Source organism: Enterococcus sp. AZ163, assembly GCF_050498925.1.
In the GTDB taxonomy this organism is placed as follows: Bacteria; Bacillota; Bacilli; order Lactobacillales; family Enterococcaceae; genus Enterococcus_A; species Enterococcus_A ferrettii.
In genome coordinates this window covers 1-25,900 of the sequence record NZ_JBIPAO010000007.1, presented here as the reverse complement: position 1 = coordinate 25,900, position 25,900 = coordinate 1, and the positions used below count along the sequence as shown (strand labels likewise).

Annotated in this window: 30 protein-coding genes; 3 read left to right on the top strand and 27 right to left on the bottom strand. The window is 36.7% G+C overall.

Translation table 11 applies throughout. From position 1 onward, the window contains the following. Positions 1 to 315: 315 nt before the first annotated feature. Positions 316 to 459 (bottom strand): type I toxin-antitoxin system toxin PepG1, encoded by a 144-nt coding sequence (gene pepG1, locus IGI46_RS25595; protein WP_429966151.1) that lies wholly within the window; start codon positions 457 to 459, stop codon positions 316 to 318. A 199-nt stretch (positions 460 to 658) separates the two neighbouring features. Here pepG1 and IGI46_RS25590 point away from each other — a divergent pair, with 199 nt between their 5' ends. The 3 genes from IGI46_RS25590 to IGI46_RS25580 are packed head-to-tail and all read left to right on the top strand — an operon-like array spanning position 659 to position 2,703. Then, the gene (locus IGI46_RS25590) at positions 659 to 2,029 is read left to right on the top strand and encodes a Y-family DNA polymerase (RefSeq protein ID WP_429966150.1); all 1,371 of its coding nucleotides are present in this window, start codon (positions 659 to 661) and stop codon (positions 2,027 to 2,029) included. Further along, the gene (locus tag IGI46_RS25585; RefSeq protein ID WP_429966149.1) at positions 2,013 to 2,507 is read left to right on the top strand and encodes a hypothetical protein; all 495 of its coding nucleotides are present in this window, start codon (positions 2,013 to 2,015) and stop codon (positions 2,505 to 2,507) included. Before IGI46_RS25590 ends, IGI46_RS25585 begins: the two co-directional genes overlap by 17 nt. Before the next feature lie 4 nt (positions 2,508 to 2,511). After that, on the top strand, positions 2,512 to 2,703 hold the full coding sequence (locus IGI46_RS25580; RefSeq protein WP_429966148.1) for a hypothetical protein: 192 nt from the start codon (positions 2,512 to 2,514) through the stop codon (positions 2,701 to 2,703). Positions 2,704 to 2,748: 45 nt separating this feature from the next. Here IGI46_RS25580 and IGI46_RS25575 read toward each other — a convergent pair whose 3' ends face one another. From IGI46_RS25575 to IGI46_RS25450, 26 genes are all read right to left on the bottom strand, one after another. After that, complete coding sequence (locus IGI46_RS25575) at positions 2,749 to 3,165, bottom strand: DUF3850 domain-containing protein (RefSeq protein ID WP_429966147.1); 417 nt, start codon at positions 3,163 to 3,165, stop codon at positions 2,749 to 2,751. A 118-nt stretch (positions 3,166 to 3,283) separates the two neighbouring features. Then, on the bottom strand, positions 3,284 to 3,463 hold the full coding sequence (locus IGI46_RS25570) for a hypothetical protein (protein WP_429966145.1): 180 nt from the start codon (positions 3,461 to 3,463) through the stop codon (positions 3,284 to 3,286). 47 nt (positions 3,464 to 3,510) lie between these two features. Then, the gene (ssb, locus tag IGI46_RS25565; protein ID WP_429966144.1) at positions 3,511 to 3,963 is read right to left on the bottom strand and encodes a single-stranded DNA-binding protein; all 453 of its coding nucleotides are present in this window, start codon (positions 3,961 to 3,963) and stop codon (positions 3,511 to 3,513) included. Between the two features lie 141 nt (positions 3,964 to 4,104). Then, positions 4,105 to 4,254, bottom strand: coding sequence for a hypothetical protein (locus IGI46_RS25560; protein WP_429966143.1), 150 nt, complete (start codon positions 4,252 to 4,254; stop codon positions 4,105 to 4,107). Next, complete coding sequence (locus IGI46_RS25555) at positions 4,220 to 4,471, bottom strand: topoisomerase C-terminal repeat-containing protein (RefSeq protein WP_429966142.1); 252 nt, start codon at positions 4,469 to 4,471, stop codon at positions 4,220 to 4,222. Before IGI46_RS25555 ends, IGI46_RS25560 begins: the two co-directional genes overlap by 35 nt. Before the next feature lie 65 nt (positions 4,472 to 4,536). After that, positions 4,537 to 4,827, bottom strand: coding sequence for a BRCT domain-containing protein (locus IGI46_RS25550; protein ID WP_429966141.1), 291 nt, complete (start codon positions 4,825 to 4,827; stop codon positions 4,537 to 4,539). 16 nt (positions 4,828 to 4,843) lie between these two features. Further along, positions 4,844 to 6,913, bottom strand: coding sequence for a DUF3991 domain-containing protein (locus IGI46_RS25545; RefSeq protein WP_429966140.1), 2,070 nt, complete (start codon positions 6,911 to 6,913; stop codon positions 4,844 to 4,846). Continuing rightward, a complete protein-coding gene (locus tag IGI46_RS25540; protein WP_429966139.1) occupies positions 6,913 to 7,110 on the bottom strand; it encodes a hypothetical protein in 198 nt (65 codons plus the stop codon). The genes IGI46_RS25545 and IGI46_RS25540 overlap by 1 nt, the downstream gene beginning before the upstream one ends. Positions 7,111 to 7,154: 44 nt before the next feature. Then, positions 7,155 to 9,227: a MobP2 family relaxase gene (mobP2, locus tag IGI46_RS25535; RefSeq protein WP_429966138.1), complete on the bottom strand. Its 2,073-nt coding sequence runs from the start codon at positions 9,225 to 9,227 to the stop codon at positions 7,155 to 7,157. Positions 9,228 to 9,230: 3 nt separating this feature from the next. Further along, positions 9,231 to 9,554 carry a hypothetical protein gene (locus IGI46_RS25530; RefSeq protein WP_429966137.1) on the bottom strand — a complete coding sequence of 108 codons (324 nt, stop codon included), beginning with the start codon at positions 9,552 to 9,554 and terminating at the stop codon, positions 9,231 to 9,233. Beyond that, complete coding sequence (locus IGI46_RS25525; RefSeq protein ID WP_429966136.1) at positions 9,554 to 9,832, bottom strand: hypothetical protein; 279 nt, start codon at positions 9,830 to 9,832, stop codon at positions 9,554 to 9,556. The genes IGI46_RS25530 and IGI46_RS25525 overlap by 1 nt, the downstream gene beginning before the upstream one ends. A 264-nt stretch (positions 9,833 to 10,096) precedes the next feature. After that, positions 10,097 to 10,957, bottom strand: coding sequence for a hypothetical protein (locus tag IGI46_RS25520; protein WP_429966135.1), 861 nt, complete (start codon positions 10,955 to 10,957; stop codon positions 10,097 to 10,099). Positions 10,958 to 10,971: 14 nt separating this feature from the next. Further along, positions 10,972 to 11,517, bottom strand: coding sequence for a hypothetical protein (locus tag IGI46_RS25515; protein ID WP_429966134.1), 546 nt, complete (start codon positions 11,515 to 11,517; stop codon positions 10,972 to 10,974). A gap of 14 nt (positions 11,518 to 11,531) precedes the next feature. Then, positions 11,532 to 13,034 (bottom strand): lysozyme family protein, encoded by a 1,503-nt coding sequence (locus tag IGI46_RS25510; protein WP_429966133.1) that lies wholly within the window; start codon positions 13,032 to 13,034, stop codon positions 11,532 to 11,534. Beyond that, positions 13,031 to 13,246, bottom strand: coding sequence for a hypothetical protein (locus IGI46_RS25505; protein WP_429966132.1), 216 nt, complete (start codon positions 13,244 to 13,246; stop codon positions 13,031 to 13,033). Before IGI46_RS25505 ends, IGI46_RS25510 begins: the two co-directional genes overlap by 4 nt. A gap of 19 nt (positions 13,247 to 13,265) precedes the next feature. Beyond that, on the bottom strand, positions 13,266 to 15,191 hold the full coding sequence (locus IGI46_RS25500) for a VirB4 family type IV secretion system protein (protein ID WP_429974604.1): 1,926 nt from the start codon (positions 15,189 to 15,191) through the stop codon (positions 13,266 to 13,268). Next, entirely contained in the window at positions 15,192 to 15,476 is a 285-nt protein-coding gene (locus IGI46_RS25495) for a hypothetical protein (protein WP_429966130.1), read from the bottom strand. Continuing rightward, positions 15,469 to 16,290, bottom strand: coding sequence for a hypothetical protein (locus IGI46_RS25490; protein ID WP_429966129.1), 822 nt, complete (start codon positions 16,288 to 16,290; stop codon positions 15,469 to 15,471). The genes IGI46_RS25495 and IGI46_RS25490 overlap by 8 nt, the downstream gene beginning before the upstream one ends. A gap of 80 nt (positions 16,291 to 16,370) precedes the next feature. After that, positions 16,371 to 16,940 (bottom strand): hypothetical protein, encoded by a 570-nt coding sequence (locus tag IGI46_RS25485; protein ID WP_429966128.1) that lies wholly within the window; start codon positions 16,938 to 16,940, stop codon positions 16,371 to 16,373. 12 nt (positions 16,941 to 16,952) lie between these two features. Beyond that, on the bottom strand, positions 16,953 to 17,252 hold the full coding sequence (locus IGI46_RS25480; RefSeq protein WP_429966127.1) for a DUF5592 family protein: 300 nt from the start codon (positions 17,250 to 17,252) through the stop codon (positions 16,953 to 16,955). A 15-nt stretch (positions 17,253 to 17,267) separates the two neighbouring features. Then, entirely contained in the window at positions 17,268 to 19,406 is a 2,139-nt protein-coding gene (locus IGI46_RS25475; protein WP_429966126.1) for a pLS20_p028 family conjugation system transmembrane protein, read from the bottom strand. A gap of 15 nt (positions 19,407 to 19,421) precedes the next feature. Continuing rightward, complete coding sequence (locus tag IGI46_RS25470; protein ID WP_429974603.1) at positions 19,422 to 20,240, bottom strand: hypothetical protein; 819 nt, start codon at positions 20,238 to 20,240, stop codon at positions 19,422 to 19,424. Positions 20,241 to 20,253: 13 nt separating this feature from the next. Beyond that, positions 20,254 to 22,797 carry a VirD4-like conjugal transfer protein, CD1115 family gene (locus tag IGI46_RS25465; RefSeq protein WP_429966123.1) on the bottom strand — a complete coding sequence of 848 codons (2,544 nt, stop codon included), beginning with the start codon at positions 22,795 to 22,797 and terminating at the stop codon, positions 20,254 to 20,256. 30 nt (positions 22,798 to 22,827) lie between these two features. Then, complete coding sequence (locus IGI46_RS25460; RefSeq protein ID WP_429974602.1) at positions 22,828 to 25,167, bottom strand: hypothetical protein; 2,340 nt, start codon at positions 25,165 to 25,167, stop codon at positions 22,828 to 22,830. A gap of 182 nt (positions 25,168 to 25,349) precedes the next feature. After that, positions 25,350 to 25,625: a TrbC/VirB2 family protein gene (locus IGI46_RS25455; protein WP_429966120.1), complete on the bottom strand. Its 276-nt coding sequence runs from the start codon at positions 25,623 to 25,625 to the stop codon at positions 25,350 to 25,352. A gap of 1 nt (position 25,626) precedes the next feature. Continuing rightward, the gene (locus tag IGI46_RS25450) at positions 25,627 to 25,839 is read right to left on the bottom strand and encodes a hypothetical protein (RefSeq protein ID WP_429974601.1); all 213 of its coding nucleotides are present in this window, start codon (positions 25,837 to 25,839) and stop codon (positions 25,627 to 25,629) included. Positions 25,840 to 25,900 lie beyond the last annotated feature (61 nt).

Below are 25,900 nucleotides of genomic sequence, written 5' to 3'. Positions count from 1 at the left end.
AAATGTAACACAATGGGATTGTGTTACATTGGTTCTTGGCTATTTTTATTTCTATAAGCAATTGAAAAAGCACAATAGGGGATAATCTATTGTGGTTTGAAATCATACGTACAAGCTGTTAGATTAGGCGATCAACTTAATCAAGAATTTTCATCACTATACTTTTCCCAAAACCCATGATAAAATAGAAAGTGAAAAAGAGGCATACTAGTAATATGCCTCTTAGTCGCTAACTTGAACACCGTTTCAAGAACGGCAGCTTGTTTTACTTATACAAAAAAAAGTATCCGTGTCAAGCTTGGGATCGCTGAACGGTTACTTTTTTTTGTCGTTTTTTAGCACGGTAACAACCAAACCAACTAAAGCAATGGCAAACATACCAAAGCCTAAGATTGTCTGGATTGTCTCATATGCGGACAAAAGGCGTCTCCTTTCATAGATTTCAGTGGATACTTTCATAAGCACCACCACCTCTCAAGATAGCCACCGTTCACGAATCAGTTTTCGTTAGCAGGTCTATTATACCAAAGTTTTCTTACTACAAACATCCTTTCTTTGCTGGTAATGCTCTAGAAAAGACTTTCAGAATTGACAAGAGTAGAAATTCATCATAAACTTAAAACGAACATATGTTCTATATTAGTTTGGGGGAGTTTCTATGTTTTTTGACGATAATCCAAGATTTGACTATAACAAGGAACCTGCCAGGGACATTTTGTGTTGCGACTGTAAATCCTTTTATAGCTCTGTAGAGTGTGCGGAAAGGGGACTAGACCCTTTAACCACTAAATTAGTTGTTATGAGCTATCCTGCTAACGACGACGGCACAAGAGGGAGCGGATTGACCTTAGCCGCTTCGCCTGCCGCAAAGGCTGCCTATGGCATTACAAATGTTTCTCGTGCCAGGGATTTACCTTTTCCGTATCCTGACGATCTTTGGATCGTTCCGCCTAGAATGAATCTTTATATGCAAAAGAATGCAGAGATCAACAACATCTATCGCAAATATGCTGACGAGAAGAACCACTCCGTTTACTCAGTAGACGAATCCTTTTTAGATATTACCGACTCGTTGAAGTTGTATAATTGCGAAACAACCGATCAGCTGGCACGTTTAATTCAGATCGATGTCTACAGAAATACTGGAATTTACGTAACGGTCGGCATCGGAGATAACCCGACACAAGCGAAAATCGCTTTAGATATCTATTCCAAGCACAATCGAACGATGCGAGGGGAAATTCGTTATGAAACTGTACAAGAAAAGATTTGGTCGATTGATCAGCTGACCGACGTGTGGGGAATCGGCAAGAAAACTGCCGAAAAACTCCACAAAATGAACATACATACCATGTATGACCTAGCACATGCCGATTACTACCGGTTAAAAAGTAAATTTGGCATCATTGGTACTCAAATGTACGCGATCGCCTGGGGAATTGACCGGAGCTTCTTAGGTCAAAAATATGAACCCAAATCAAAATCGATCGGGAATAGTCAGGTTCTTAACAAGGATTATACACGGAAAGAAGAACTGCAAATCGTCATTCGAGAAATGGCGGATCAAGTTGCCACCAGGTTACGACGTGCGGGAGCTAAAACAGAATGCGTGTCCTTGTGGTGCGGTTATTCCCTCAATTACTTTGACCAGCAGGGCAAGACCAGTTTTCATCAACAAATACGTGTGCCACTAACGAATTCAAGTAAAGAGATTGCGGAATACTTGCTGATCCTATTGGATAAGCACTATAAGCGCCAGGATATAAGGAACATCGGCGTAAATTGTTCCCGACTTACCTATACAACTGCTTTTCAAATGAATTTGTTCCAGGAACCAGAAAAACAGCTGGACGATCATAAGATCGATTTTGTCATTGACAATGTCCGTAAAAAATACGGCTTTCAATCGATTGTACGTGCCCACTCTCTTTTAGAAGGCGCAAGAGCTATCGAACGATCAAGCCTTGTCGGTGGACATGCCGGGGGCATGTCTGGAATTGAAGGTGATCCCAATGGTCAAGCGTACTAAGAAAGAGTTTAGAGACTATAACGACTTTAGAGATCGCGTCTTCGGCTTGAAGTGGGGTACCGCTTTTGCGATGGACGATCTCATGAAGAAAGTGCACGCCAACGAAGATTACGCACTCAAGGATCATGCTGCATTGCCAGAAATGGAGCGTGCAGCAATCGATCTCGTTCTTTCAGAGTCTTTTTTGCAAACAAAAGAGCTGCTTATCCAGCTTCACCTACGTGACGAGTTCGGACGGCTGCTTGATCCCTTGATTGGTACATTCCAGGGTGAAGCCTACGAAGACTATTTTGTCTTCAATGATAAACTCATTCAATGGGAGGACGTGCGCCATGCCCGATTGACCGACAATAAAAAATGGTCAGACATTGACTTCTTTGAGTCGCTGAAACCAGCAGCTTCTACCCCAGAGACAGATAAGATACAAGAGGTGGAGCGAGTCAAAGACGAGTTTTACCAACCATTCATAGAGGAGTAGTCAAGTGAATATCATACGATACTACGAGCAGCGCTACATAAGCAGACAAGAATTTTTTGACCACTTGTGGGGATCAGGGCAGCAACTCATAAATGAAGAAGGGGAAGACCGCTTCGCCTTTTACATTGCGCTTGCTGCTGGTTATCACCAAAACAGCTATTATATCGTCAAAACAAGCGAAGCAAACACCAGATAACCAGGTAATTTGCTTCGCTTGTTATTGTAGAGAGAACCGTCGTCCTTAGTCTTTTATACTGTCTCTATCTCTGTTCGTATCCGTTCTTTTTCGGTTTAAAAATTTTCGAAAGTCTTGTCCTTTCCTAACGGATTGTTGCGCCTTCTTTCGCTTCTTTCTTACTTGTTTCTTCTCTTTTCCCACTAGCTTCATGTCTTTTTTAGCCGGCTTCTTTCGCTTCTTAAATCCAAAAACAACGAACCCTTTTTTTTGTCCATAATTGGTTACATACGTAACCTCTACCAAGAGCGTTTTACCGGTCAATCCTGTCTCACTCTGATCTTTCAACAGCAACAGATGCCCTACCTGAAAGTATTCGTCGTTTCTTTTAATTTCAAACAGTTTATTCCCTACCCTGATTTCCTCAAATTCTTCTGATGGAATAGTCAGCTCGTAATCAATCTTAAGAATCTTTCTAGGCATGTCAATCACCTTCCTTCTATAGTTAGCTCGGGTCATTTTTTAACAATTGTACAACGTTTTCTTGACCGTTTAAAAATAGAGAATAGGGGTATACTTAAAGGTTACAACTAAACGATTGCTACAAGTTTTTATTGACCAGCTCTTTTAATACCTGGCTTGCGGCGGCTTCATCCAGCGTTTCATAGGCGCCACCTTGATAAAAACTAATGTAGCGCACGATGGCTTTCATTGGGGTGAAGATGCCCAATTCAACTGTCCGCTCGATTTCATCGATGATTGCTTGCTGCTCTTTTGTCATGCTGATCTCCTTTTTCGTTTTTTAATGACCGAGGCTTGACAAAGCCCTCAGAATGGCAAATCATCATCTGAAATATCAATATCACTTCCTTTAAGGCTTTTCGTTAAATCAATGGGATCTTTTTGATTCTCACCTGGGCTTTCATTCGCATCATTGTAAGTTTCGTGGCTGTCGGTTGTGCTCCGAGATTCTAGCAGCTGGAAGTTTTCGGCTACAACTTCAGTAACATAAACACGCTGCCCTTGCTGATTTTCATAGTTTCTTGTTTGTATACGGCCCGTAACTCCTATTAATGTTCCTTTCTTCGCATAATTTGCCAAAGTTTCAGCTGATTTTCGCCAGATTACACAATTAATAAAGTCTGCTTCTCGTTTTCCGTCTTGATTCGTGAAATTTCTATTTACTGCTAATGTAAACGTAGCAACAGCTGCTCCACTTTGCGTATAACGTAAATCAGGATCTTTTGTTAATCGACCAACTAAAACTGTATTATTTATCATTTTTACCGCTCCATTTCTCTTGACTGAAATTTCCGTCTCTCTTTTCTAACAGCTGAAGTAACTTATCTTTCATAGTGAATCTCCTCCGTTACATTTAAGCCCTCTTAATCATACCCCGAGGATTTATATGTAACAACAAGATTATCTATCCCACTCCAGGTCTCTTCGTAACTGCTGCTGCCGCTTCAGGTCTTCAATCTTCTGTTTCGTCATTTTTGTTTGTTGGATCTGCTTTCGTAAATTCTCTTTTTCTTGATCAATTTTTTTTCCTTTGTACGTTGTTTTTTTCATCTTTCTTCTTCCTTTCCGGGAATTCGAACCCCAGGCTAAAATCTTCTTTTAGTATGACGAATGCATCAAACTTTCCTTTCTTACCTGTAAAACCTTTAACGGATGAACTGGTTCTTCCTTTTGATACTAGCTGCTGAATGTTTGTTTTAGTAAGGTTCTTGTCAGCCATTTTCAACCATATTTTGAAATCGCATTGATCATTGGTACATGCAGCCACTTTATTGAATAGGTGAACATCCGGTACATAAACTGCTCGATACGTATTATTGGCTAAGTTTAATATTAGTACCTAATCTCTTCATTATCCATTACGATGTTCAAAAAATTTTCTTCTGTCAATATTTCAATTTTAGAACCTTCCTCAATTAGCCGTTCGACTTTTATGTGCTTTGTTGTTTTTTTTTGTTCATAAAATAGATTCATCTGTGTATGACCTAATACCAAAATATCAAGTTGATTAGAAACATTAGGCTTGAATACAGCATTCAATTGCTCCAAGCATTCTATAACTTCCGTTCGTGTATATCCTGATATTTTCCCTGAAATACAAACTGCTTTCCCTTCAAAGTACACATAACCACCTCATTTTTCACATAGATTGTTCTCGCTCAAACCCCTGTTCTAATGATTGATTTCTACTAGCTATCTTTTTTTCAAACATGTATTTCGCTTGATCGTTCCAATCCCATTTATCAATGCCAATCTTATTTTCTGGTATAGGAGGAAATTCCGTTTCGATCTTCGCCAAGCGATCCCCGCCAAGACTCTTGTAGAAATCAAATAAAGACTCTTTGCCAGCAAATTTTCTACCTCCAGTATCGTTGTCAACACACAATTTAATGCTATCTGGTGTCGTTCCTAGTACGTTGATAGTATCTTTTAAATAGTATTTAAAAGCTGCGTCTTTCACGCCTTCCATAGCAATAAACTTCGTATCTTGAATATTGGGGTGTAGTGTTACGTAACTTAAAGCATCAATTGAACTTTCAAAATACTTTAAATTTTTAGGCTGACCGATAGTAAAGTTAAAGGCTTTATCATGTCCTGAACGTTCTTGGATGTGCTTCCAGCTGCCACGTTTAAATTTATCCGAGTGTATTGTACCCTGTTCTGATACGCCGACAATCCTTTTATTGTCTACCCAGCAGAAAATGACATTTCCTCGTTTGTCTTGTCGGATATATCCTTTTTTGTGCAAGCAATCGACTATTGGGGAGCTTATTCTTCGCTCATTTACAAGATAATTTCTTGCTTTTGTAAAATTCTTGCTTTCTTTAGTGGGATCATAAACATACGGCTCTACCACTGTTTCGATATAGTCATGCTTCTTTATATCCTCACCAAGAATAGTTGCGACTGCATCATGAAAGTTTTCTATACCTAATACTTCTCTGGCAAAGTTGATTGTATTACCATGTTTACTTTGACTATTCCAGTTAAACATATTTTTTTGTCTATCAATTATCAGACTGTCATGATCAATATTTCGATAATATCTATTACTATCTTTTTTGAATTGGTATCCTTGCGAATTAGCAAAGTCCAATAAATCGACTTCTGTTGCTCTGACTACATCCGCTTCGCTGATTCTTTTCTTCGAAGATGATTTTTTAGCAGCTGGTTCAGACTGAACATGCGACTCTTTTTCCTTTACAGGAATAGTAGTTTCAGCTGATATTTTTCTTTCCGTCTCAATGTCTTGTTGTATTTCCAGCTCATGATGAATTTCAGAAATCAAGTTTCTTGCTGCATCGTGAACCTCTCTTAATAATTCTGCTTTCTGGTCCAAAGATTCTCCATTCTTGGTCCAAGTTGCAATATATGGAATTGCTGCTTCTGTTGTATCGATACCAAAATGTTTCGAAACGATATGAGAAGTAAGCTCTGCTTGAAACTCTTTTGCACTTGGACTAAGGGCTTGTTTCCTTTTATCATTAAAATCGTGGAGTTTGGCATGAGTTAACTCATGAATACCAACAGAAATATTTTCAGCAGGAAGATTTTTGGGATTCATAAGAATTACTTCTGACCCATTTGATAGTTTGGCATATGCCCCTTTTGCATTGCCTAAACTTCGATCATGGTCTATCCCAAAAGGTACGTTGATTTTATCCCCTATTGATTCAAGAGCAGCAAATAAATGTTTGGAATTACTTGGTAAATCAAAATTATAGTGACGGTTCGGGAATATTTTAGGTAAATCCTCTGGCTTTGCATTTGTTTGCGAGATATCAAATACATTTCCTAGCTTATATCGACGAACCTTTTTTGTTTCGATCACACCAGATTTTATTTTTGCTTTTTCAGCAGCAGTCGCACTTGAAATACTTTTAGTTGCCCCCTCCTGATCTTCAAACAGTGTCACTTCAACAGGTACAAGGATTTTTATTCCTTTACTTCCCTTATCTATTTTAAACCCTGCATCTGAGAAACTTTTAAAGCTACCTACTGCATAAGCTCCCTTAAATTGCGAGTGAATCATAGCCATGTTATTACTACTATAATGATAAAAGTTGCTCATAAAATCTGAGAGTTCCAAAATATCTTCTGGTTTATTTGTGAATGCTTTGATATTGGTTAGCGCTTTATCAGAAAACAATTGAATTTCTTCGTCAATTTGAGCACGTGTTTTTCGTTGATAGTTCTTTTTGTAAGCCATTAGAGTACCACCTTTCCAGCTGCATCAATTTGCACAATCAAAGGTTCCGTATCATCTTCCAATGAGTCGACAAGGCTAGATAGTGATTTTACTTCCTCAGAAGTTAGTAAAATTGTTTTCTTTCTTTTAGTCTCAATACTTTGTACTTCCATCAATTCAAGCCTAAAATCGATCTTATTCACAAAACAATAATTCATAAAGTTCCCTACTTTCTTTTAAACAAAACAGCAGCAAGTTTCCTCTAAAGAGAAAAATCTTGCTGCTGTTTTATTTGTTCTATTTTTTGCTGCATTTTTTCAAACTCTCTTAACTGCTGCTGCCGCTCAAATTCATTATTCAACGCCTGCTTTAAGTTGTTTTGTATTTTCCGATCAACAGGAATGTGATCTCTAAGCTGAATATCTTTGTAAGAATCAGATTGTCCGATCTCATACTTTTTCCTCATCTGTTCAAGGTTTTTTTTTATTTCTCTGTGTTCCCTCGAAGTCATCTTGGATACTTGGGATATGTCGTAAACTTCGACCTCTTTAAACCCAAGAACCTTATCGGTAGCTTTATCAATTAGCGGGGCGGAAATTATCAATGGTTCAACTGAATCATTTACCTTATATCCTTTTGAAAACCATTCCCATTTTGGAAAGACAGTTTTCGCTTTGGGGCATTGCTTCAAAATGGCTGCCCTATTTCCAGCAGAAAATCTTTTTAAATTTTCTTCGATTTTACTTGTTTTTAAAGCAGAAAATTTTTCACTGATTGGTTCTGTTCTATCAAGTTTTTCTGTTTCTGAAAATTCTCTTGATATAGAAAATTTAGTTGTCTGACTGATATCAAAAACTTCTAGCGGCTCAAAACCGATAATTTTATCATGCTTAAGTATCGGTCTGGTTATCACAATTGGATTTTCATTTACGATGTTTCTCTTCTCAGCCAGCCACCCAAATTTTGTTCTCACATGTGTTGCTTCTGGCATTTGATCCAAAATCATTTTACGATTATGCTTTGAATAATGATTCAAATTATTATTGAATGATTCAGCCAAAGTAGGAACTATATTTTCTTCCCGAAAAAATTTTTTTCTGCCACTCTCTTTTGAATTTTCTTTTTGCTTAATTGATTCTTTTTTATACTCGTCAACGGATGTTTTCAGATTCTTCAAAAGAGCATTCCCTAACCTCTTTTTGACATCTGCCGATTGATTTTTTAAGTAGTCATTCTGTGAATCATTTTTGTTATAGAGTGAATTTCTGTAGCGCCCTTCCTCAGATAAAAGATGCTTGTATTCTTGATACTTCGGATTATCTTTCAACAGATATTCAGTAATTTTATCGACTCTTTCTTTGTTGTCACTTGAAAGACGTTTATAGACCCACTCCTTTTTTGACGCTGGCATGTTTTCAATAAGTTCTGCAATCATTTTTTGATTGCTTTTCAAGTCTGTCTGCTCTCTTATTGTATTTACCAAATCGTTTCGCAGCGCTGAAATCTTCTCTAATTCAGTTGAACGATCAAGCAAACTATTCATAAAAGTAGTTTTCATACTGTTCAAAGTTGATAGCTTCCGTTTTCCTCTAGGTTGCTTGATCATTTCGCCATCATCCGATACAACGATTTTATCTTTGCGAGTATTCATTTGTTCAGTTGTCGCTACATGAATATGAAAATGCTTCGTGTTGTAATGGATCTCACCAACCCACACAGTCGTATCACTTAGCTTTTCTTGTTTAAGCATTTTTGCCATTGCTTTTCTAGTCGCTTGAATTAAAGGCTGTCTGTTCAAGTGATCATTGACAGGATCATAAATCCCTAACTTGATTAAATGGTTGGTATCAAAAGAAAAAACATCTTTGAATAGCACACAGCCTTTTTTTCCAGAATCAGAAAAAATTTTTTTCTGCCACTGTACTTCACGCTTTTTCATATCACTTATTTCTTGGTTGAACATACCAGTCTTAAGTTTGTTTAGATCATTCTCTTTACTAATAGCGGAAATACTCGATTGATTTTTTTCTATTTCAGTCAGTCGATTAGTAACAAACTGATAGCTCATTTGTTCATCTGGTGTGAGTTTGGCTTTTTTCTCTAAAGCCGTTTTCCTTGATAGGTAGTTTAAATAGTTTTCGAATGATCCCTCTGAAGCCGCAAAGTTTTGAGTCTGAAAAAAATTTTCTGCCAACAGATCTTCGGCTTCTTTTTCGATCGTCAATTTTTTTAAGTTCTTTTCTTTTGCTCGCTCTCTATCCATGTAACTAATGTATGAACCATAATTATTTTTTACCGTAAATTCAGAGGTTAAGATTATCGCAGGACTAGCCATAAACTACCCTCTCTTTCGAAATGCTGCCGATTGCTTTTTCTTCCTTGCTTTAATGATTTCTTTTGCTATCGCATAAGTTTCTGAAAGCTCTGAATCCGCAATATCTGCTTTGAGGGAATCTGATAACCCAGCTACTAGCTCGACGATAATTGCAACATCACGAGCCATGCTGCCTAATTTATTTTTTTCGTCTTCATAGTCTCGATAGTTTTCTAATACAATGTAACGTAGCGCTTGACTATTATTGTCGATGCCTGGCACTTCATTTTTTATCGTTTCTAACACTTCTAAAACTTCCTCATTGACCGAATACTTTCTTTCAAACATTACCTTTCCCCCTCACCATTACTAATCGCCAAATTGACAAGTTCAATATTATAGGAGAGGAATTCTCGCACTGTTTCGCTCAGGGATTCAATGCCATTCCTCATATCTCTTAACTCACTAAGTTCATCTGATAGGATGCTTTCTTTCAAGGATTTTTCCAAAAGAGCTTTTGCCATTTTATTTACCGATGTTTTGTGTTCATCTGCTAGCTGTTCAAGTCTAAAATTTAGAGTTGGATCGAGATCACGTATATACACAGCCCCTCTATCATTCGCCATCTTTCACTAAACACCATCCTTCCAAAATTCAAATAATCCAGTTCTAAAAAAAGCGTAAAGGAAAGGGCATAAGGAAAACCCGCAACACTTCGAAGAGCACGAAGTGATAACAGGCTGTGCCTGTTGGGTTTTCAAGAGCGTAAAGCGTTGCAAGAGCGCAACACTTTCAGTTCAAAAGCGGACGGCAAAAACACCGTATGCGGTCGGTCTTTGCCCTCGTTACCCACCGTAGAAACTCCCATTACAGACCGTATTCCGCACACCCTATTTTCCAGCCTTTTTCTTCAACATTTTGATTTTTTCTTTTGCTAATCCGATTTGACTTTCTTTCTCCTTTATTGATTCTTCCAACTGGCGAATGTCTCCTGAATTAGAATCAATTGCGGTTTGAGTATTCTCTAATTCCTCTCCTAATTGGAACTTGGAATCACTTTCCAACTTCTCATTTTTCCGTTCAAGCTTCCTAATACTTGTTGACTTGTTAGAAACTTCTTTCTCATCTTCCTTGATTTTAATTCTTGTTTTTTTGATTTCATAATCAACAGAATCGGCAATTAACGATTTTTGATTTGCTTCAAAAGAGTCTGCCTTTGTACCAGATTCCTTAGAGTAAAGACGTACTTCCAATGGTTCTTCATTCGATGAATTACCGTCGGTACTTTCATCTTTAAATACAATATCTGTCCGTATAAACTCAAAGTTTTTGGGAACATCAGAGATCACGAAAGAGACAAAATTTCCATCTGTTCGGACAACCTTAGTTGATAATTTTTTTTCAGGATCGCCTTTAGCAACTGTTGTCGCTTTGGCTTGTATAGAATATAAATCGATAGCATTATCTGAACTTAACCAAAGATCAAGTTTGTACTTTTTCGTTTCTGGATCGTAAGTTCTTCCAGCAACTTCATAATTGAAACTAGTTACTGGTTGAGTGTCTCCTATTGCATAAACTTGATAGTCATTTCTTCCTGAATCAGAAAAGCCAGTGTAAAAAATGAAAATGTACACTCCTAAAAATAGGGCTAAAATAAAGAAATACTTATACTGAATTTTTTGTTTATAAGCTGCGTTAAACCTTTTGTATATTGCTTGAACACTGGCTAAAATCAATTTAATTTTTTCCATCATATACCTACTTTCTAAATAGCCGGTTGCGTAAATGCTGATACTTTTCCCTCTGCCACTTCTACCAAAGCGATAGCGTCTTGTTTATTTTTCTGATTTCCAACCATGACAAATGAGAGAGAATATTTCGCTAAATACTTCCCATTGTTATCAGAAAATATTTCAATATCGTCAATCGTTACACTTGTGTCTGATTGATTAACGTCTGCATCTTCTTTCGGTAACTTGCTTAATTCTTTGTATAATTCTGGTGTTGTCAGCTCTTTAATTCTTTCAAATCTGGTAGTAGATGTTTCTTTTTTGAAAGTGTAAAAAGCTGATAAAAATTCCCGAACAGCTGCTTGATTCTTGCTGTCTTCTTTCTCACCTTCATCAGATTTACGATTGATTATTTCCTCTAATTCCTTAATCCGTTGATCTTTATTTTCTAGTTTTTCGCTGTGTTTTTGTTCTAGCGTTGATATATCACTCTGCTTTTCAGTGGAATTAATCAGGTAAATATTAAGTGCAAAACTTATTACCAGTCCAATTAACAAGCCGCCAGCTATACGTTTATTCACTATATTTCCTCCTTTTAAAACTTCACATAATTTCTAGGATTTTCCCAGTTCCCACCGCCACCGCCTGTATAATTTCCAATTTGGAAATGTAAGTGCGGTCCTGTAGATGGTCCTGTCGTTCCCATCAAACCGATGGTCTCTCCTTGCTTAACCTTTTGACCAACTTGACAATTTATCTTTGATAAATGAGCATAACCACTATACTTTCCATTCGAGTGTTTGATCACTACATAGTTTCCATACCAACCAAAATAATTTCCGCTGGCTTCAACAACTGTTCCGCTCATCGTTGCAAATATTGGCGTATTCGGATTACCATTTACCAAATCAATTGCATTGTGTAACTCACCACCACCACCTAAAGGAGAAGCTCTATATCCGTATTCGCTCGTTACCGTTGGGTTAGATATTGGGCATAACCACGTCTTATCATTTCCACCACCGTCACTAGAAGACTTATCGGATAACTCTTTGATCCGACCATAACCACATATATCATTTGCAGATTTATAGGTACTATATCCAATCCCTTGAGATGGACTCATAGCTTCAAATGTCTTATTGGGTCCGATATAAATTGATACATGTCTTGAAGCATTAGTACCGTAAAAGATCAAATCTCCAGGCTTTAATTGTGCTTCTGAAATCCTCTCAACTTTCCCCCATTGATCACCTGTATAGTGAGGATATACGACTCCGACTTGTTTTAAAGCCCACATAACCAAACCAGAACAATCAAAACTATTTGGACCTTCTGCTCCCCAAACGTAGGGTTTACCTTCCTGTGCGGTTGCAATTTCAACAAACTTAGAACGTGATCCGCCTGTTCCATTTCCACCAGAAGTAAAGTATTGTTGGCACAGTGGAACATAAAACATGTTGCCATAGTTGTATCTATAGGAATACCCCATTGCTAATGCAATAGGGTTTGTATAGGTGACTTGAACACCACCAGATTTTTTAAAAGAGAAATCTTTTGCTGCTTCAAAAGTGTACGTATCTCCAGATGAACTTAAATATCCGCCGCCATAGTTATAGGCTTGTGTGACATTCCAAACGTCTTTTTTTCCTGTACCTTTATACATGTCCGCAAAGTATTTCACGCCGACTTGTATAGATTCATTAGGGTCTTTAATCGAGTTTGGAGCCTTTCCTTGACTCTCTGAGCATTGCATTATATCAGGATAGGAAATTGCATTTCCTCCCGTTTCAACCGAGATTATCGCTAGTATATTGTCTACAGCTTCGGGTATCTCATTCTTGTTGCATTCCTTAACGACTACGCTGCGCCATGATTCAACCGCATCAGGAAAGACAGCTTCTGTAAAGCTGCCATCATCAGACCCCTTATTACCAGCAATCAGTAGCAGAAAGAGTGCTATTAGTGTAATTAAGAATAAAAAAATAGCTGCCGCGCTGCTTGTAAAAAGAACGGCAACTCGTTTTAAGACATAACCTTTTTCTCTTGTCTTAGCTTCACCACGAAGCCATTTAGATAGATATAAGAAGAATTTCACCCTTTCACTTCCTTACCTACAGCAGTAGCGTTAATTAAATAATTACGTCTATTCCAAATAGATGGAATGGTTCGACCGATCAAAACAGCTATCTCTCTGTCAGGATAACTTTCACTTAGTTGCATTAATTCAGCATCATCTTTTTCCGTCCATACGCTTCTGTGATTAAAGAATATTGCTGAATCGATCATCGAACTATCTCTCTTTTTCATTAACAAACACCTCCTAGTTTTAATGACCTCCTGCAAATCGTTCTAACTGTTCTTCTGTTGGATCAACGTTTACTTTATAAGTCTGACCACTTCCAAAACTAAATAAGACTTGTGTCTTTTTCAGTTCACGCATGGTTTGATAATCAGAATCTTTGAATCCTGTTCCGAGAACTTCCTTCAATCTACCAACGACAGAATCATCTAAATGTAGAAACATTTTCGTTGGACACAACTCAAAGACTTGTTTAATTTTTGAGATATAAATACTGTCGCTGCTCTCTGGCAATAACTCCTGTGGCGACTGAGTCATTAGATATGTTCCAGCTGAAAATTTTCGCATTTCCTTTAAGAAATCAACAACATAATCGACAGCAAAGAAGTTGTGAATATTCAAGATGTTCTGACACTCGTCCATGAAGTTCATGAAAAACGTCACTTCATCTGCTGTAATTTCTCGATTCTCAAGAAGTGTTTTCATCTTACGACCATTCAACATTGCTTGATTCCAATTCATTGTCATAGCAGTAAATAACTGACTGTTAAACACTTTTTTATCTAGCGAAGAGATCCCGTCAATGTCGAAAAAGACTATCTGCTCTTTAGAGAAATCATCGAAAGTGGTGTGCCCATTGTATAAAGCTCCGTAATCATTGACCATTGCATCAAGTACGATCCCGAACTCTTCCAACGCTCTTTTCTTTTCCGTAGTTCCTGTTTTGTATTCTTTACGAGTGATAAATTCATAATAGAAATCTCTAAATTCACGCATTGTTGGATACTGAGTAGAAGGAAGTCCAGTAATATGAATCGTATCTCGATTTAGAAGATAGTTATGCGGCAGCAATCTATGAGCGATATAAAAGCTATCAATAATTCCACCGAACATGAGGGAATCAACTTCCCCCATTTTAGGATTTAAGAATCGGATTTGATTTAACAGTTTCGCTTTATGCTGCATATAAGAACCCAATTCATCTAGGAACAGTCCTGATTTATCCGTTTTAGTTGCTAACACTTCCAACGGATTGATCATTTGATTGTTTGCTCCTGAAAGATCAACTATCTTCCCGTTTTGAGACTCAATAAGCTTGTACCAGTCACCGTTTTTTTCAAATCCACGTATGATAGTTTGTCTTCCAACCAAATATTCTTCAATCGTTTTTAATAATGTAGATTTACCATATCCTGGTAAGCCAACACCAATACCACTAAAAGACGTTCTGTTCTCTGTTACATTAAATGGATCAAAGATGAATGCACCGCCTGTATCTGTCTGACCGATATACCCTCCACGTGAATCAATCAAATACTGATGATTAAAGGGATATCCACCACCTATCGCAGTAGCCGGCACAGCAATTCCTTCTTTGCTGCAAAAGTGTTTTTCTTGTTCCTCAGAGGATTCAAAAAGCGACAACCATTCCTCTTTTTCGTCAAAAAGGTAGGTTGTCGCTTTATAGTTCCCTAAATTGTCTACAATTTCTTTTTTTCGGCTTTCTAATGCTTCTAACGAACTGTCACTAATAAAAATTCGTATATGAATCAGCTTCACTACTTCGCCGCCTTGAGTCACCCTACTAGCAAAATCTTGAAGATTGATAAACTCGTCTAAAGCGTCATTTCGATTTGTATAGGTTCGTTCATTTTCTGATCGGTCCTTATACTCTGATAATGTGCGGTTAATGGAACTTAAAACTTTTTCTTTGTTGGCTGTCGCTATGTCTATCTTTGTAATTGTATTTAAGTTATCGGTTAAATTCATTAGCCAAAATGGAGGTACTTGTGTTGGTAGATTGTATACATGTAAGCAAGTCGTATAGCCGTCACCTGTTTGAGTATAGAAATTATTCTTATGAGTGATTCCACCTTGTGGCTTCACTCTCTGGATAAAATCAAGATCATATCCATCATTTTTTAGTTGTTGAATTCTCTTTTTTGTAAGCAATCAATTTCCACTCCTTTTTCGATCATTAAATTTTTGTCTTGCTTCTTTTGCGAACGGAATAATGATTCTGCACTTTTGGGCGATCAGCAACAGACAAAGGATCAAAGCTAATGTATGGATTCCTGAAAAAACACCTGATGATCCATCCGCCATTATGCAAGAGATTACCCCTATAGAAAAAATTACAAATACGATTGCTCTAAAAATTGACGTTGCTTCCATCTTGATACTGGCGGCCAACCCCATAAGGAGCAAAAGCTCAAAAAATACAAATACCTCACTCATCTTTTTCAGTCCTTTCCTTAACTGCTGGCGCAGCACTAGCTAATTCCCCATACTCGGAGTAGTTCCCAATATCTTTGTGTAAAGATATTGCAAATGGTGTGTATTTCAAGCGAAATACAATATTAATACTTTCATTTGGTCTATTTGAATGCCAAATTATCTGCGTCGTATTGTTTGTCATATCTGTTTCTTTTACTGCATATGCGACACTATTATTTTCGATTCTCTGAGGAACTAGCCATTGTTCCCATTTTGGGGATAGGTAGTTGTTCACATCTCTAGTGATAGCTCGATCAAAATTATAAAACTCTTCGAAAGTAGAACCGAAACATATCTTTTTTTGGATGATTACTATTTCCATGTTGAGAATTTCAATAAGGATTAATAGTGATACCCATGAATATATAATAGGAAGTGCAGGTGAAAAATCCTCCTTATCAACCAAGCAGATAAAAGCGATAAACATCAAAATTAGTACACCTTTAGAAACTTCTTTTTTGAAGTTAATCGTTCCAGTTATTTGTATTTGGTAAATGAATTTAGCCCCAAAGGCTACCAGATAAATAGTTATAATCAATGAAATAATCCCAATTAAGAAATCTGTTATCGGGATTGTTTGTTGAACCAGCTTACCTCCAGCAGTCGTTCCTTTATCAATGATGGTCATATCTCCGAAAATCGTTATTTCCTGCAACCTTTTGAAAATAATTTTTGATGAAGCCAGAATGCTATAAATTGTTACAATGCTTGTTGCAGCAAATTTCCCGAATTTACTAAAAACGAGGATTAAATATTGTCGTTTTGTTTCGTCCATTTTTTCTACTCCTTTTTGTGTTTTTTAGAGAAGAACGTTTACCAGAAATTACTTTTTGGAACGAACTTCTCTTAAGCACATCAGATTTCTGTATTTTGGTTGTTTAACTTAAACAAGATCAATTCAATAGTTTCAGGTGATACATTAGCGATCGACAGCTCCAAAGAACTATTTCGAACCAAAGCTTTTTTATTGGTTTCTAAAGCTTGTTTCGATTTTCCATATACAAACACATAGAATTCATGATTTGCAAGAGCTTTTTCAACCCACATCATGCGCTTAATCTGATTGTTGTTGATCATCATTTGTGTAATATTTTTCTGTTCACGAGCGATCAACAATTTTTTTCGCCAAAATTCCAGATTTTTACTTGTATTCGCAGGAAACATTAGGCTTACGATCCCGAAGTCTTCTACATAAAGTCGACACAAGTTAGTGAACGCGTCCATCATATCGTATTGCTCACCTTCACTAAGGTTGTAGATGTTTTTTGTTTCAATCTTCATCAATGTTTGATAAGTATTATCCTTCGTTACAAGATATGTTCCCTCCATCCTTTTGTAAGGGAACACATCGACGATTTCCAACAAGTCTTTTTGATTCTCCACTCGATTATCTGTTTTTTGTTTAACTGCCTTAGTCTGTACCATTTAAACCCTCCTTTACATTCGATAAAAACTTGAAAGATATCGTTTTCTATCTTTCAAAATCGCTTGAATAATTATCTGAATAGTTCTTGTTTTCGGTTTATGCTTCGTTGGCAAACATAGAAAAATCCCAAATAAAATATTCGTTACTTGTAACATCAAGAAGGTTTTCGGAGGGAAAACCAATAGCTCTTGAATGTAATATCCAACTACAATACAGCCCCCAACGATTAAAAGATCGACTAGATAAAACCATGCTAGTTTTATTGCTGCGTTTAACGTTTTAGGTATAAGCATGTTTCCATATACTCCCATTTAGATCACCTCTGTTTACTTTCTCTTTTTCAAATTCTTATAAAGATCACTGTAAGAATTCTCTTTCTTTGTGCTGAATTCATGATGATTTGATTTAACTTCAACAGATACCGTTCTATCTTTACTGATTGATAGGTTACTGTTGCTTGGTGCTGGTGTATGCGTTGTCCCTCTCGGTTCAGCATTAGTAGATGTCATATGTTGCTGACTGACATTCGTTTTTTGTACGTTCGTTACATCAGAGTTAGAAGTTTCCCCTGCTTTCGTATTGATTGGCGGTTTTGAGTGTAGCCCGTTTCCGTCGCTGCCGATCCCGCTTGTCTCAGTAGAATTTTTCATATTCACTTTGTTTTTTTGATCAACCGTAGACTCGTTGAATGTAGAATTTTGGCCATTAACGTTAGAATTGGTATTAGTTGCTGCTGTCGCATTTCCACCATCTGAGTTTTTTTGTTTTTCTAATGTTGATCCAATTGGTTCAGCTTGGAAACTTGCCGCTTCTGATTTATCGTTTTGAACAAAATTCTTAGAAGATACGGGAACATCTTTCACTCGTTGTTGCCCTTCTCCAACTTTGCTACCTGTATTTGATTCTGGAACATCACTTGAATTCGTTGTGGTACGTGGATTACTTGAGTATTGTTTTGGATCAGACTGATCAGTTTTTCTACGATTATGCCCTGCTCGATGATTCATACCAGATGAAATTCCAGCATCGACACCCTCGTCAAATTGTTCTTTAACATCTTTCACTGGTTGAGTAACACCCGCAGAAAAGTTCTTTCCTGCTTCACTTGCTTTGTTCATAGATGTATCAATCATGTCATGAGCGGTTCCCTTAAACCCACGTTCGGAAAGATGACCTGCTACATTACCAGCTGCATTCGCCATAGGGTTAGCAATTTTATCTTGAAATTTATCAAACGATTCTTTCGCCATTTTAGGAGTCTGTTTGATCGTGTCTTTAGCAGCCTGAAGCGATCCGCCAATACCTTTCGCAAGTTCTGGCGCTGCTTTTGCTGCTTTATAAGCACCATAGACCGCAGCAGCTCCTACTAGACCCTCTTTAAGGCTTGTATTGATCCCGAACTGTCTTGCAATGGTATCTGATCCTCTTAAGAATCCGAATGCCCCTACGATGGCTAAAATGCCATATCCGATAAAGTTAAAACTCAACGTACCAATGAAAGCAAAATAAGCGATATATAATGATTGGCTAATTCCTAAAAAGCCGATCGTTGCGAAACTAGAAACGATTCCTAACAACAGTTGCTTTGGCTTTTGACCTGTTTCACCATCCAAATACGCCACAAGTGGATAAGCAACTTTAGCAAAAACTAAGTCAATAGCAATCAATACTAACTTACTAAAGAGCAGTGCATTGAAGAGGGCAAGCGCAAATAAAGCGACATTCATTTGACCAAAGGTAGCAGTGAAACGAAACACCCCTTCGTCAAAAATATCAAACCAACCATTCTCTATTTCCTTTTCCTCTAATCCGTCTCCATTCTGCTTCATCGCAATGTAGTATTTCAGGTTTTCTACATCTTCATTTTTTGATTCTTTTTGAAGTTCCTCTATGTCACTAATAGTCAAAACTTGATTCAGCTGGACGAGTTTAAATTGTTTCTCTGTCATTTTATTTTTGACTGTCTCTGATTTATCCAGCTTTTTAAATCCTTGATAGGCGATGTAATTCATATCAGCTGTGTTAGTTTGAATTATCTTGTAGGACAAACTCTCTTTTGCCCCACTGGTGACCAGCTGCTTTGAATCGTTGAACATAGTCTTAGCAGCATTAAATCCAAAATCCATGATTGTTGGAAGTTGAAATATTAAGCTGGTTAAAACAATCAAGCGAATACCAGTATCCTTTAGTTTTACCTTTTGGTTAGTGATCATTCGTAAACCAATCCAAACAAGCGCTAGCACTAAAATACTTAAGGATACTGTCTGCATAGCAGAGAACGCCTTCTTAACTGGTCCGTAATCCATAAATCCGAAAATTGAAAAAACATTGTCGATTAAATCCTCCGAACCAGTCGAGATAATATAAAGAAATTTAGTAAAACCCCATTTAATTGTGTGAAATATCCAAGAAAGGATATCCGCATGCCTAATCCAATCAGCGTATTTCTGTAGAAAATCTAGCAAAATAGATACACCTCCTTACACTTTCAAATTTTTGAAAGTCAATCTTGCTTCTTTCAAATTTCGTACTTCTTCTTCGTATTGATCCGCAAAAATCCTTTTGACCCAAGCTTTTTTTACGTTGAATATTTCCCATCCGTAGCCTAGCTTAGAAAGAGTCTCTTTTTTGCTGAAAGCCCCATGAACTGCCAGAGTATATTGTTGCGTAAATAATGCAGTCGAAAGATCACCAAGTTTAATATTTAATTCGTTTAAATGTAGCGTGAAAAGCAGTAACTTTCGTTCTTTTTCTGCTTCTTGAACGTTCTGAAATTTTTTCCTCCATGATTTGTTGTGAGGAAAATAGGTATAACCACGCTGCTTTAAATCGTCTTTTTCATTGAAGCAATTGAAAACGACAATATAGGCCTCTGAATCCCTTTTCTTTGAGAATTTCCAAGAGTCAATATCTCCATACCATTCTTCCAGTTTCGATAAGTCAGGAGAATCGGTAGCAGAATATTTTAGATCCTCTACCGAGATCAACCCTAAACGTAAGCCTGTCAAAAGTAATTGATGGTAATATGAATAGAACGATTTTTTGTGTGTCTTTTCTCCTGTTTCCATAAACTCAACATGATGCGCTAATTCATGTATGCCGGTTATCAAAACTGAGGTTGATTTTCTTGATAAATTGAACACTTCAATCATTCGGTCATTGGGTGTATATCGTCCGAATTTTGACTTTATTTCTTTTGAAACAATAGCAACTTTAAAATCCGAATAACTCTCACTTTCTTTAAAAGTTTCCTGCAACATTCCAACGAATAATCTCTTTAGTGTGTTGTTCGCATCCAATCGAAGTCCTCCTTTAAGTATGATTTTCTTTGATAAAATCAATCAGTCTTTCAGCTGCTTCTGAATTTTGAATCGTCTGCTTAACTTCAACAATTCCTTGACTTGCTGACTCAGATAATTTTTTCAATATCCTTTCTCTATCTTCTAAAGAAATCGAATAAGATTTGAAGAGCTGATCAATAATGACAGGTTCTTCTTCTACCAATTCAACTTCTTCATCTGACGTATCAAACATAAAAATTTCCTCAATGTATTTGTTGAAGTCAATTGCAAAATCCTCTAAATCTAAGTCTCTGTGTTTTGATTCAATATCAAAATTAATCCAATCTTTTTTAGTATCAAATTCGTCTGCTAAGAAAGTATGACGATACGGCATAATTGTTTCTTTCGTGTTAAAGATCGGATAAGGTCGCACTCTATTTCCCTCTAAATCTTTCCTGTGCAACGTTCTAGTAACAACCGTCTCTCCTTCTAACAACGAGCTTAATCGCTCGTAGGTAAGCAAGTATTCGCTTTCTGGTTTCTTTGTCGCATTATTCTCTAGGCTCAATGCTTTTTCACTCGAATTTGACTCAGCAATTGTCCTGTTTCCAACTTCTCTTCGAACGTCTTCAATGGTGTCTTTATCCTTTGACATTAAGTAGATGGTATTTTGACAGTTTTCTTTGATTGTCTTTCCTTCATCTTTTCCATATTTATTAAATTGAGAATTACTCTGAACATAGAAATCAAAGTAAATATTACGACCCAAACAAGCAGTTACGATGTTCTCTAAATTGCTAATCACTGGCATTTGACCAAATTCATTCAGCTTATGCCCTACCCATCGGTGACAAGAACCACCTCTTGTTATTGTGCAATTTTTGACCAGCTCTTGATAAACCTGAGAGACAAAGATACTTGAAATAGGATGTAGTGATTTGTCTGCATCGGGAATAATCATAAATACAGCAATCGGTTTATCTAAGTAGGTCATTTCAATAGAAAGTAGCTTGTCAAAATGATCAGTTATCTTAGTGAGTTTTACTTTATAGTCTTCACCTAAACTCGATAGGTCGATTGAATAGCTATTTTCGAATATAGCTTTTTTGGAATCCTGATAAACAATTTTCAAGATATCTCCATTTTTCAAATCATAGTTGAAGTTCAAAACTGCAACTCCATTTACGCTAGGTTTAATGGTTTCCATTCCAAGAAGTCGTTTGCCACGCATGAATTTCACCTTTATACGTTGGTTGCTCATTTCCTTAGAAAAGACTATTTCTATATCCTTCGGAAAACCAAGTCGCTTCAAGTCAAAACTATTAATTGATGTCATTTTTGCGACTTTCTCAAATTGAAAAATTCTTAGCCCTCTAATTGCGGTTGAAAGTATACTTCCCCTCTCACGATCTCCAGCGAAACCTGTTGAAGCATACTGCGCCTTTGCAATACTTCCTTGTGGTAACTGCCGAAAGTATTCATCTAACGCATTCTTTTCTTGCATTGTTTCAGGATTCACCCATTTGTAATTTCCCATTTCTATCAAAAATTGGGCGACATTATACATAGTGACTTTGTGTAGTTCATTGGTTTGGCTTTCTTTTTCTAGTAGAGCTAAAATGATCGCATTAATTACACCTTGCGCTGTCTCGTTAAAGTGAACTGTAGTGCCTGTAGCTTTCGGATTATGATATAAAGAAAATGTGATAGAGTTTACCAGCAGCTGCACAGTATCGTAATCCTGCAATTTCCAGTAAGTTATTGCCAAATGAAGAAGCTGAAAACTCATACCTTGCAACGGATCAATAAGATTTAATACAAGGTTTATATAGCCGCGTTCCTTCAAAGGGTCGTTTGCAGCTGCAAATTCTTCTCCTTTTATATCATTTAGTACCAAAGAGTCTTTTATTTCTGCCCTAGACAAAATATCAATGTTGGGAATCAAGTACATTTCATCTTTACCAACACGAGAAATACCAATAATCCTGTTATTCACAGTGTTAGTATCTATGTAGTATTTCCCTTTATGATGACTTATTGGAAAACCGCCACGACCTTTATAGGTTTCTTTGCGGTCTGGTATCTCTTTATACTGTTTTTTTATTTCGTCAATAGTTAGCAATCGGCTATCCCCTTTTTGACCGATAGCAAGTTTCTTGAAACGAAATGATAATTTTTTATATACAAAAAAAACTATCCCAGCAGAGATACAAAGGATCACAACATATGCTGGAATAGGCATTCTTAATTTAAACGCATTGATAAGCTTTACTGGTTCAATCTCATCATACAAACTGGTGTATCTCTCGCTTGTAAGTATCCCTCTCAATCGTTGAAATAGTAGCGGTAACAAAAGATATATCGTTGAAAAGAAATAGTTTATTAGCAGAAAAATGACACTTCCAGTAGTCAGAGAAAAGTAAAAAACCCATTGTGGAACTCTCGGCTTTTCGTCGGGTAAGTCTTCCCCATCTATGGAAACATTTTTTCGTTTATTTATGTTTACTCTCTCAATCATCTGTTTCCTAATCATTTCGAATCCAGAATCTTTACTTTTAGTCTTTATTTGAACCACAGAGGAATCACCCCTTTCCTTTTCTCTCTGCTACTTCCCCAATAGACTATTCGCTTCCTTATCTTTACCACGTTGATATAAACACAGAGCAACGGCTTCTTTACGATCCGTGCTAAGATTTTTGAAGTAATCTTTGTCGTTTTCAAAACTTGCCACAACACTATCTACATCATCTTTCAATAAATTCTCATCTAAAGAACCACTATCAGAAGAAAAAGAACGGTTGAACTTCTTAAGAGCTTCTAAGTCTTTGTCTGCAAATATTGCTTGTTCGATTTCATTCACTTTTGACGGAAATTCTTTTGCAGCTTCGAGGTACTTTCCTTCACGCATGAGTGAATCATAGCTCTTATTCTCTATTTCGCTGTTTGAAGAATCGCCTGTCATGAACTGTTCAAGAGCCTTTTTGCTTTCTGACAGAACTTGATTAGTCGCTGCAAGATCAGATTGCATGTTCTTATTGGAAATATGCTGAGAAACACCATAAGCAACCGAACCACCTGCTAAAGTGAACAAAGCTACGAATGGAAGAACCTTCGAAAGCGACCATGATTTGATCAATGCTGGAGCTTCTACATTTTGTTGTACAGCGGGCACATTGTTTGTTTGCTGATTCAACATTTCCATAATACTTTTCATTTGTTCACGTTGAATTTCTAATGATTGTTGAGATAAAGTTGATTGGGCTAATAACAAATCATCATAAGATTTTTCAACATGCGCTGATTTGATTTCCTTATCTTTAAAGTTTGTTTCACTTAAAGATATCTCTCTTTCTTTCAATTTGTTTTGTTCTTCGATCAACTTCAATTCAGCTTCTCGCTGCTGGTTCTCTAAATCTCTTTGAACTTCGTCTTTAAGCTTCTGTTCATTTTCATTTAAAGTATTCTGCAACTCAGCTAAGTAGGCTGTCTCGGATGTTTCAGCAGTCACTTTCAATTCTTGAATAGCTTTTGTCATCCGGTCTAAAATCTCTTTTTTCGTCAGTAAAATAGACTCGGTAGCGGAGCGTTTTAGTGACATCTCTTTTTCTCTAACAGCTACCACGAATTCTGATTGAAATTGAAGATCCCTCGCCTTTTCAAAGTCACTGACAATTTCGTTAATTTCTGCAAATCGCTTCTTAATGAAGATATCCATATCTTTCTTATGTCTCTTTTTCAGCTGTGCGATTTCTTCCTCTTGTTCGGTAACTAAATTTGCTTTTTCAACTTCGAATTTGTCTTTTTCTGCTTTTTCTAATTGAGCGATACTTTCTGATATTTTCGCCTTTTGCTGTTGCTCTAGACTCTGTTGAAATTCTTCGATCTTTTTTTCGAAGTTATCCTCACTCAAATCACTTTCAAAAAAGACACTTTCAAGAGTATCAGATGTTGCTTCTTTCAATTCTAAAACATTAGACTCAAAATCAGTCTTCACTTTTTGATAAAATTTCGGATCAATAGCTTCAGATATTAGCGCTTTTTTCTTCTGCCCTAATCTACTTTCTTGATCAACCAATCCTAAGAGATCGCAAAATATTTCTTTGGTTCTCTTCTCTTTTTGTTCCAGCAAATCTATATAGTTTTGTATTACTTTTTCTGAATTTTCGATATTAAGATAGTCATTAATATCTACAAAAGCAGGTTCAGTCTGAATATTGTTAATAGGATTTACTTCTAAAGTAGGAGTTGCAGCATCTACTTCTTGGCTAGTTTCAGGATTATTCGCCGTCAAAATTTCTGGAATATCATCATATTCAATAGGTGCTGATTCTTCTGAAAGTGAACCTAGAGACTTTTCAGACTCTTTTGTGTTCGTTAAGACATCTAGTGGAATCTTTTCCTTTGTATCATTTTCCTTTTGATGCGTGTCACTTGGCGCGGTTGCTTCCTTTTGCTGTCCATTATTTTTTAAAAATGATGGGCTTAATTTTGGAAATCCTTTTGGACCTTTAGATAGCAAAGTTGATTTGAATTTAGTCATTTTATTGTCTTTGCTAAAGTTATACTTAGAAGGATTTTCTCTTTCGTCTTGAAATTGTTCAAGAAGCGTATCACTCAATACTTCAAGTTCTTGCGCTTCTTCACTGCTCACAGATGCAAGTGTTTGATAAATATCATCTACAAGCACACTATCGAGACTTGAAGGATCATCAGTATCTATCTCTATGTCCTCAAAAACGAAATTTTTACCGAATTCCATACCGACTAACGACATAGAAAGAGTTACTACACTAACGCCACTTTCTGCACAGCTGACTAATAAATCTTGCAAAGCTATATCAGCAGAAGAAAGGTTCATTTCTTTTTTTAGCGACAACTTCTTTAATTTTTTCGCTTCTTTGTTCAATCTATCGAAGCGTATTGTATAAATTTCATTTGTGTTCATTTGTACACCCCTCAATATTTTTCAGAATAATCACCATCAGGATTCATGCCAGGGCGGATATTCGTTCGGATTTACTTAAATATTTTCCAGCTGAAGGAAGAATATCCACGCAATTTTTTAAGAAAAACACGAACTTTCAAAAATTACTAGTTTAAAAGGGATTCTAAGAAGAATCCCTAATCCTAAAATGTCGTTGTTGTCTGAATCCATGAGGCAATCGTTAAAGCACCAAAAATTAGCGCCCCACCTCCAAAAATATACAGCAGCCAAGGTTTAGCCGTATCCGCTCCCTTTCTACCACTCATAAAAAGAAAACCAGCAGCAACGATACAAAGAACCATTAATGGTGGTGCTACTTTTTTTGTTTCTTTTACTACATCATTAAATGACTTTGCTAGATTGTCGCCAACACTACCGACAACCCAAAAATTTGCTTTCCATAATAATTTTTCCAACATATTAATTGCCCCCTTGTTTTAAGCTGTCTAAAACAACTTTCATCATTTCTTGATCTAAAACGCTTTTTTCCCATTCCTTATCGTCACCTTGAAGCACTAACATTTTTCGCTCATTCAATTTTTGCTTTTGCCATTCTTCTAAATTATGGATGCCCTTTTTTTCAAGAATTCTTTTTGTTGCTGCTTCTATATCTGTCAATCTTTTCTTTGCCATATATTCCTCCATCTTTATTCCCCTATTAATTGCTACTGGAAATATGTTCAACAATCCTTTT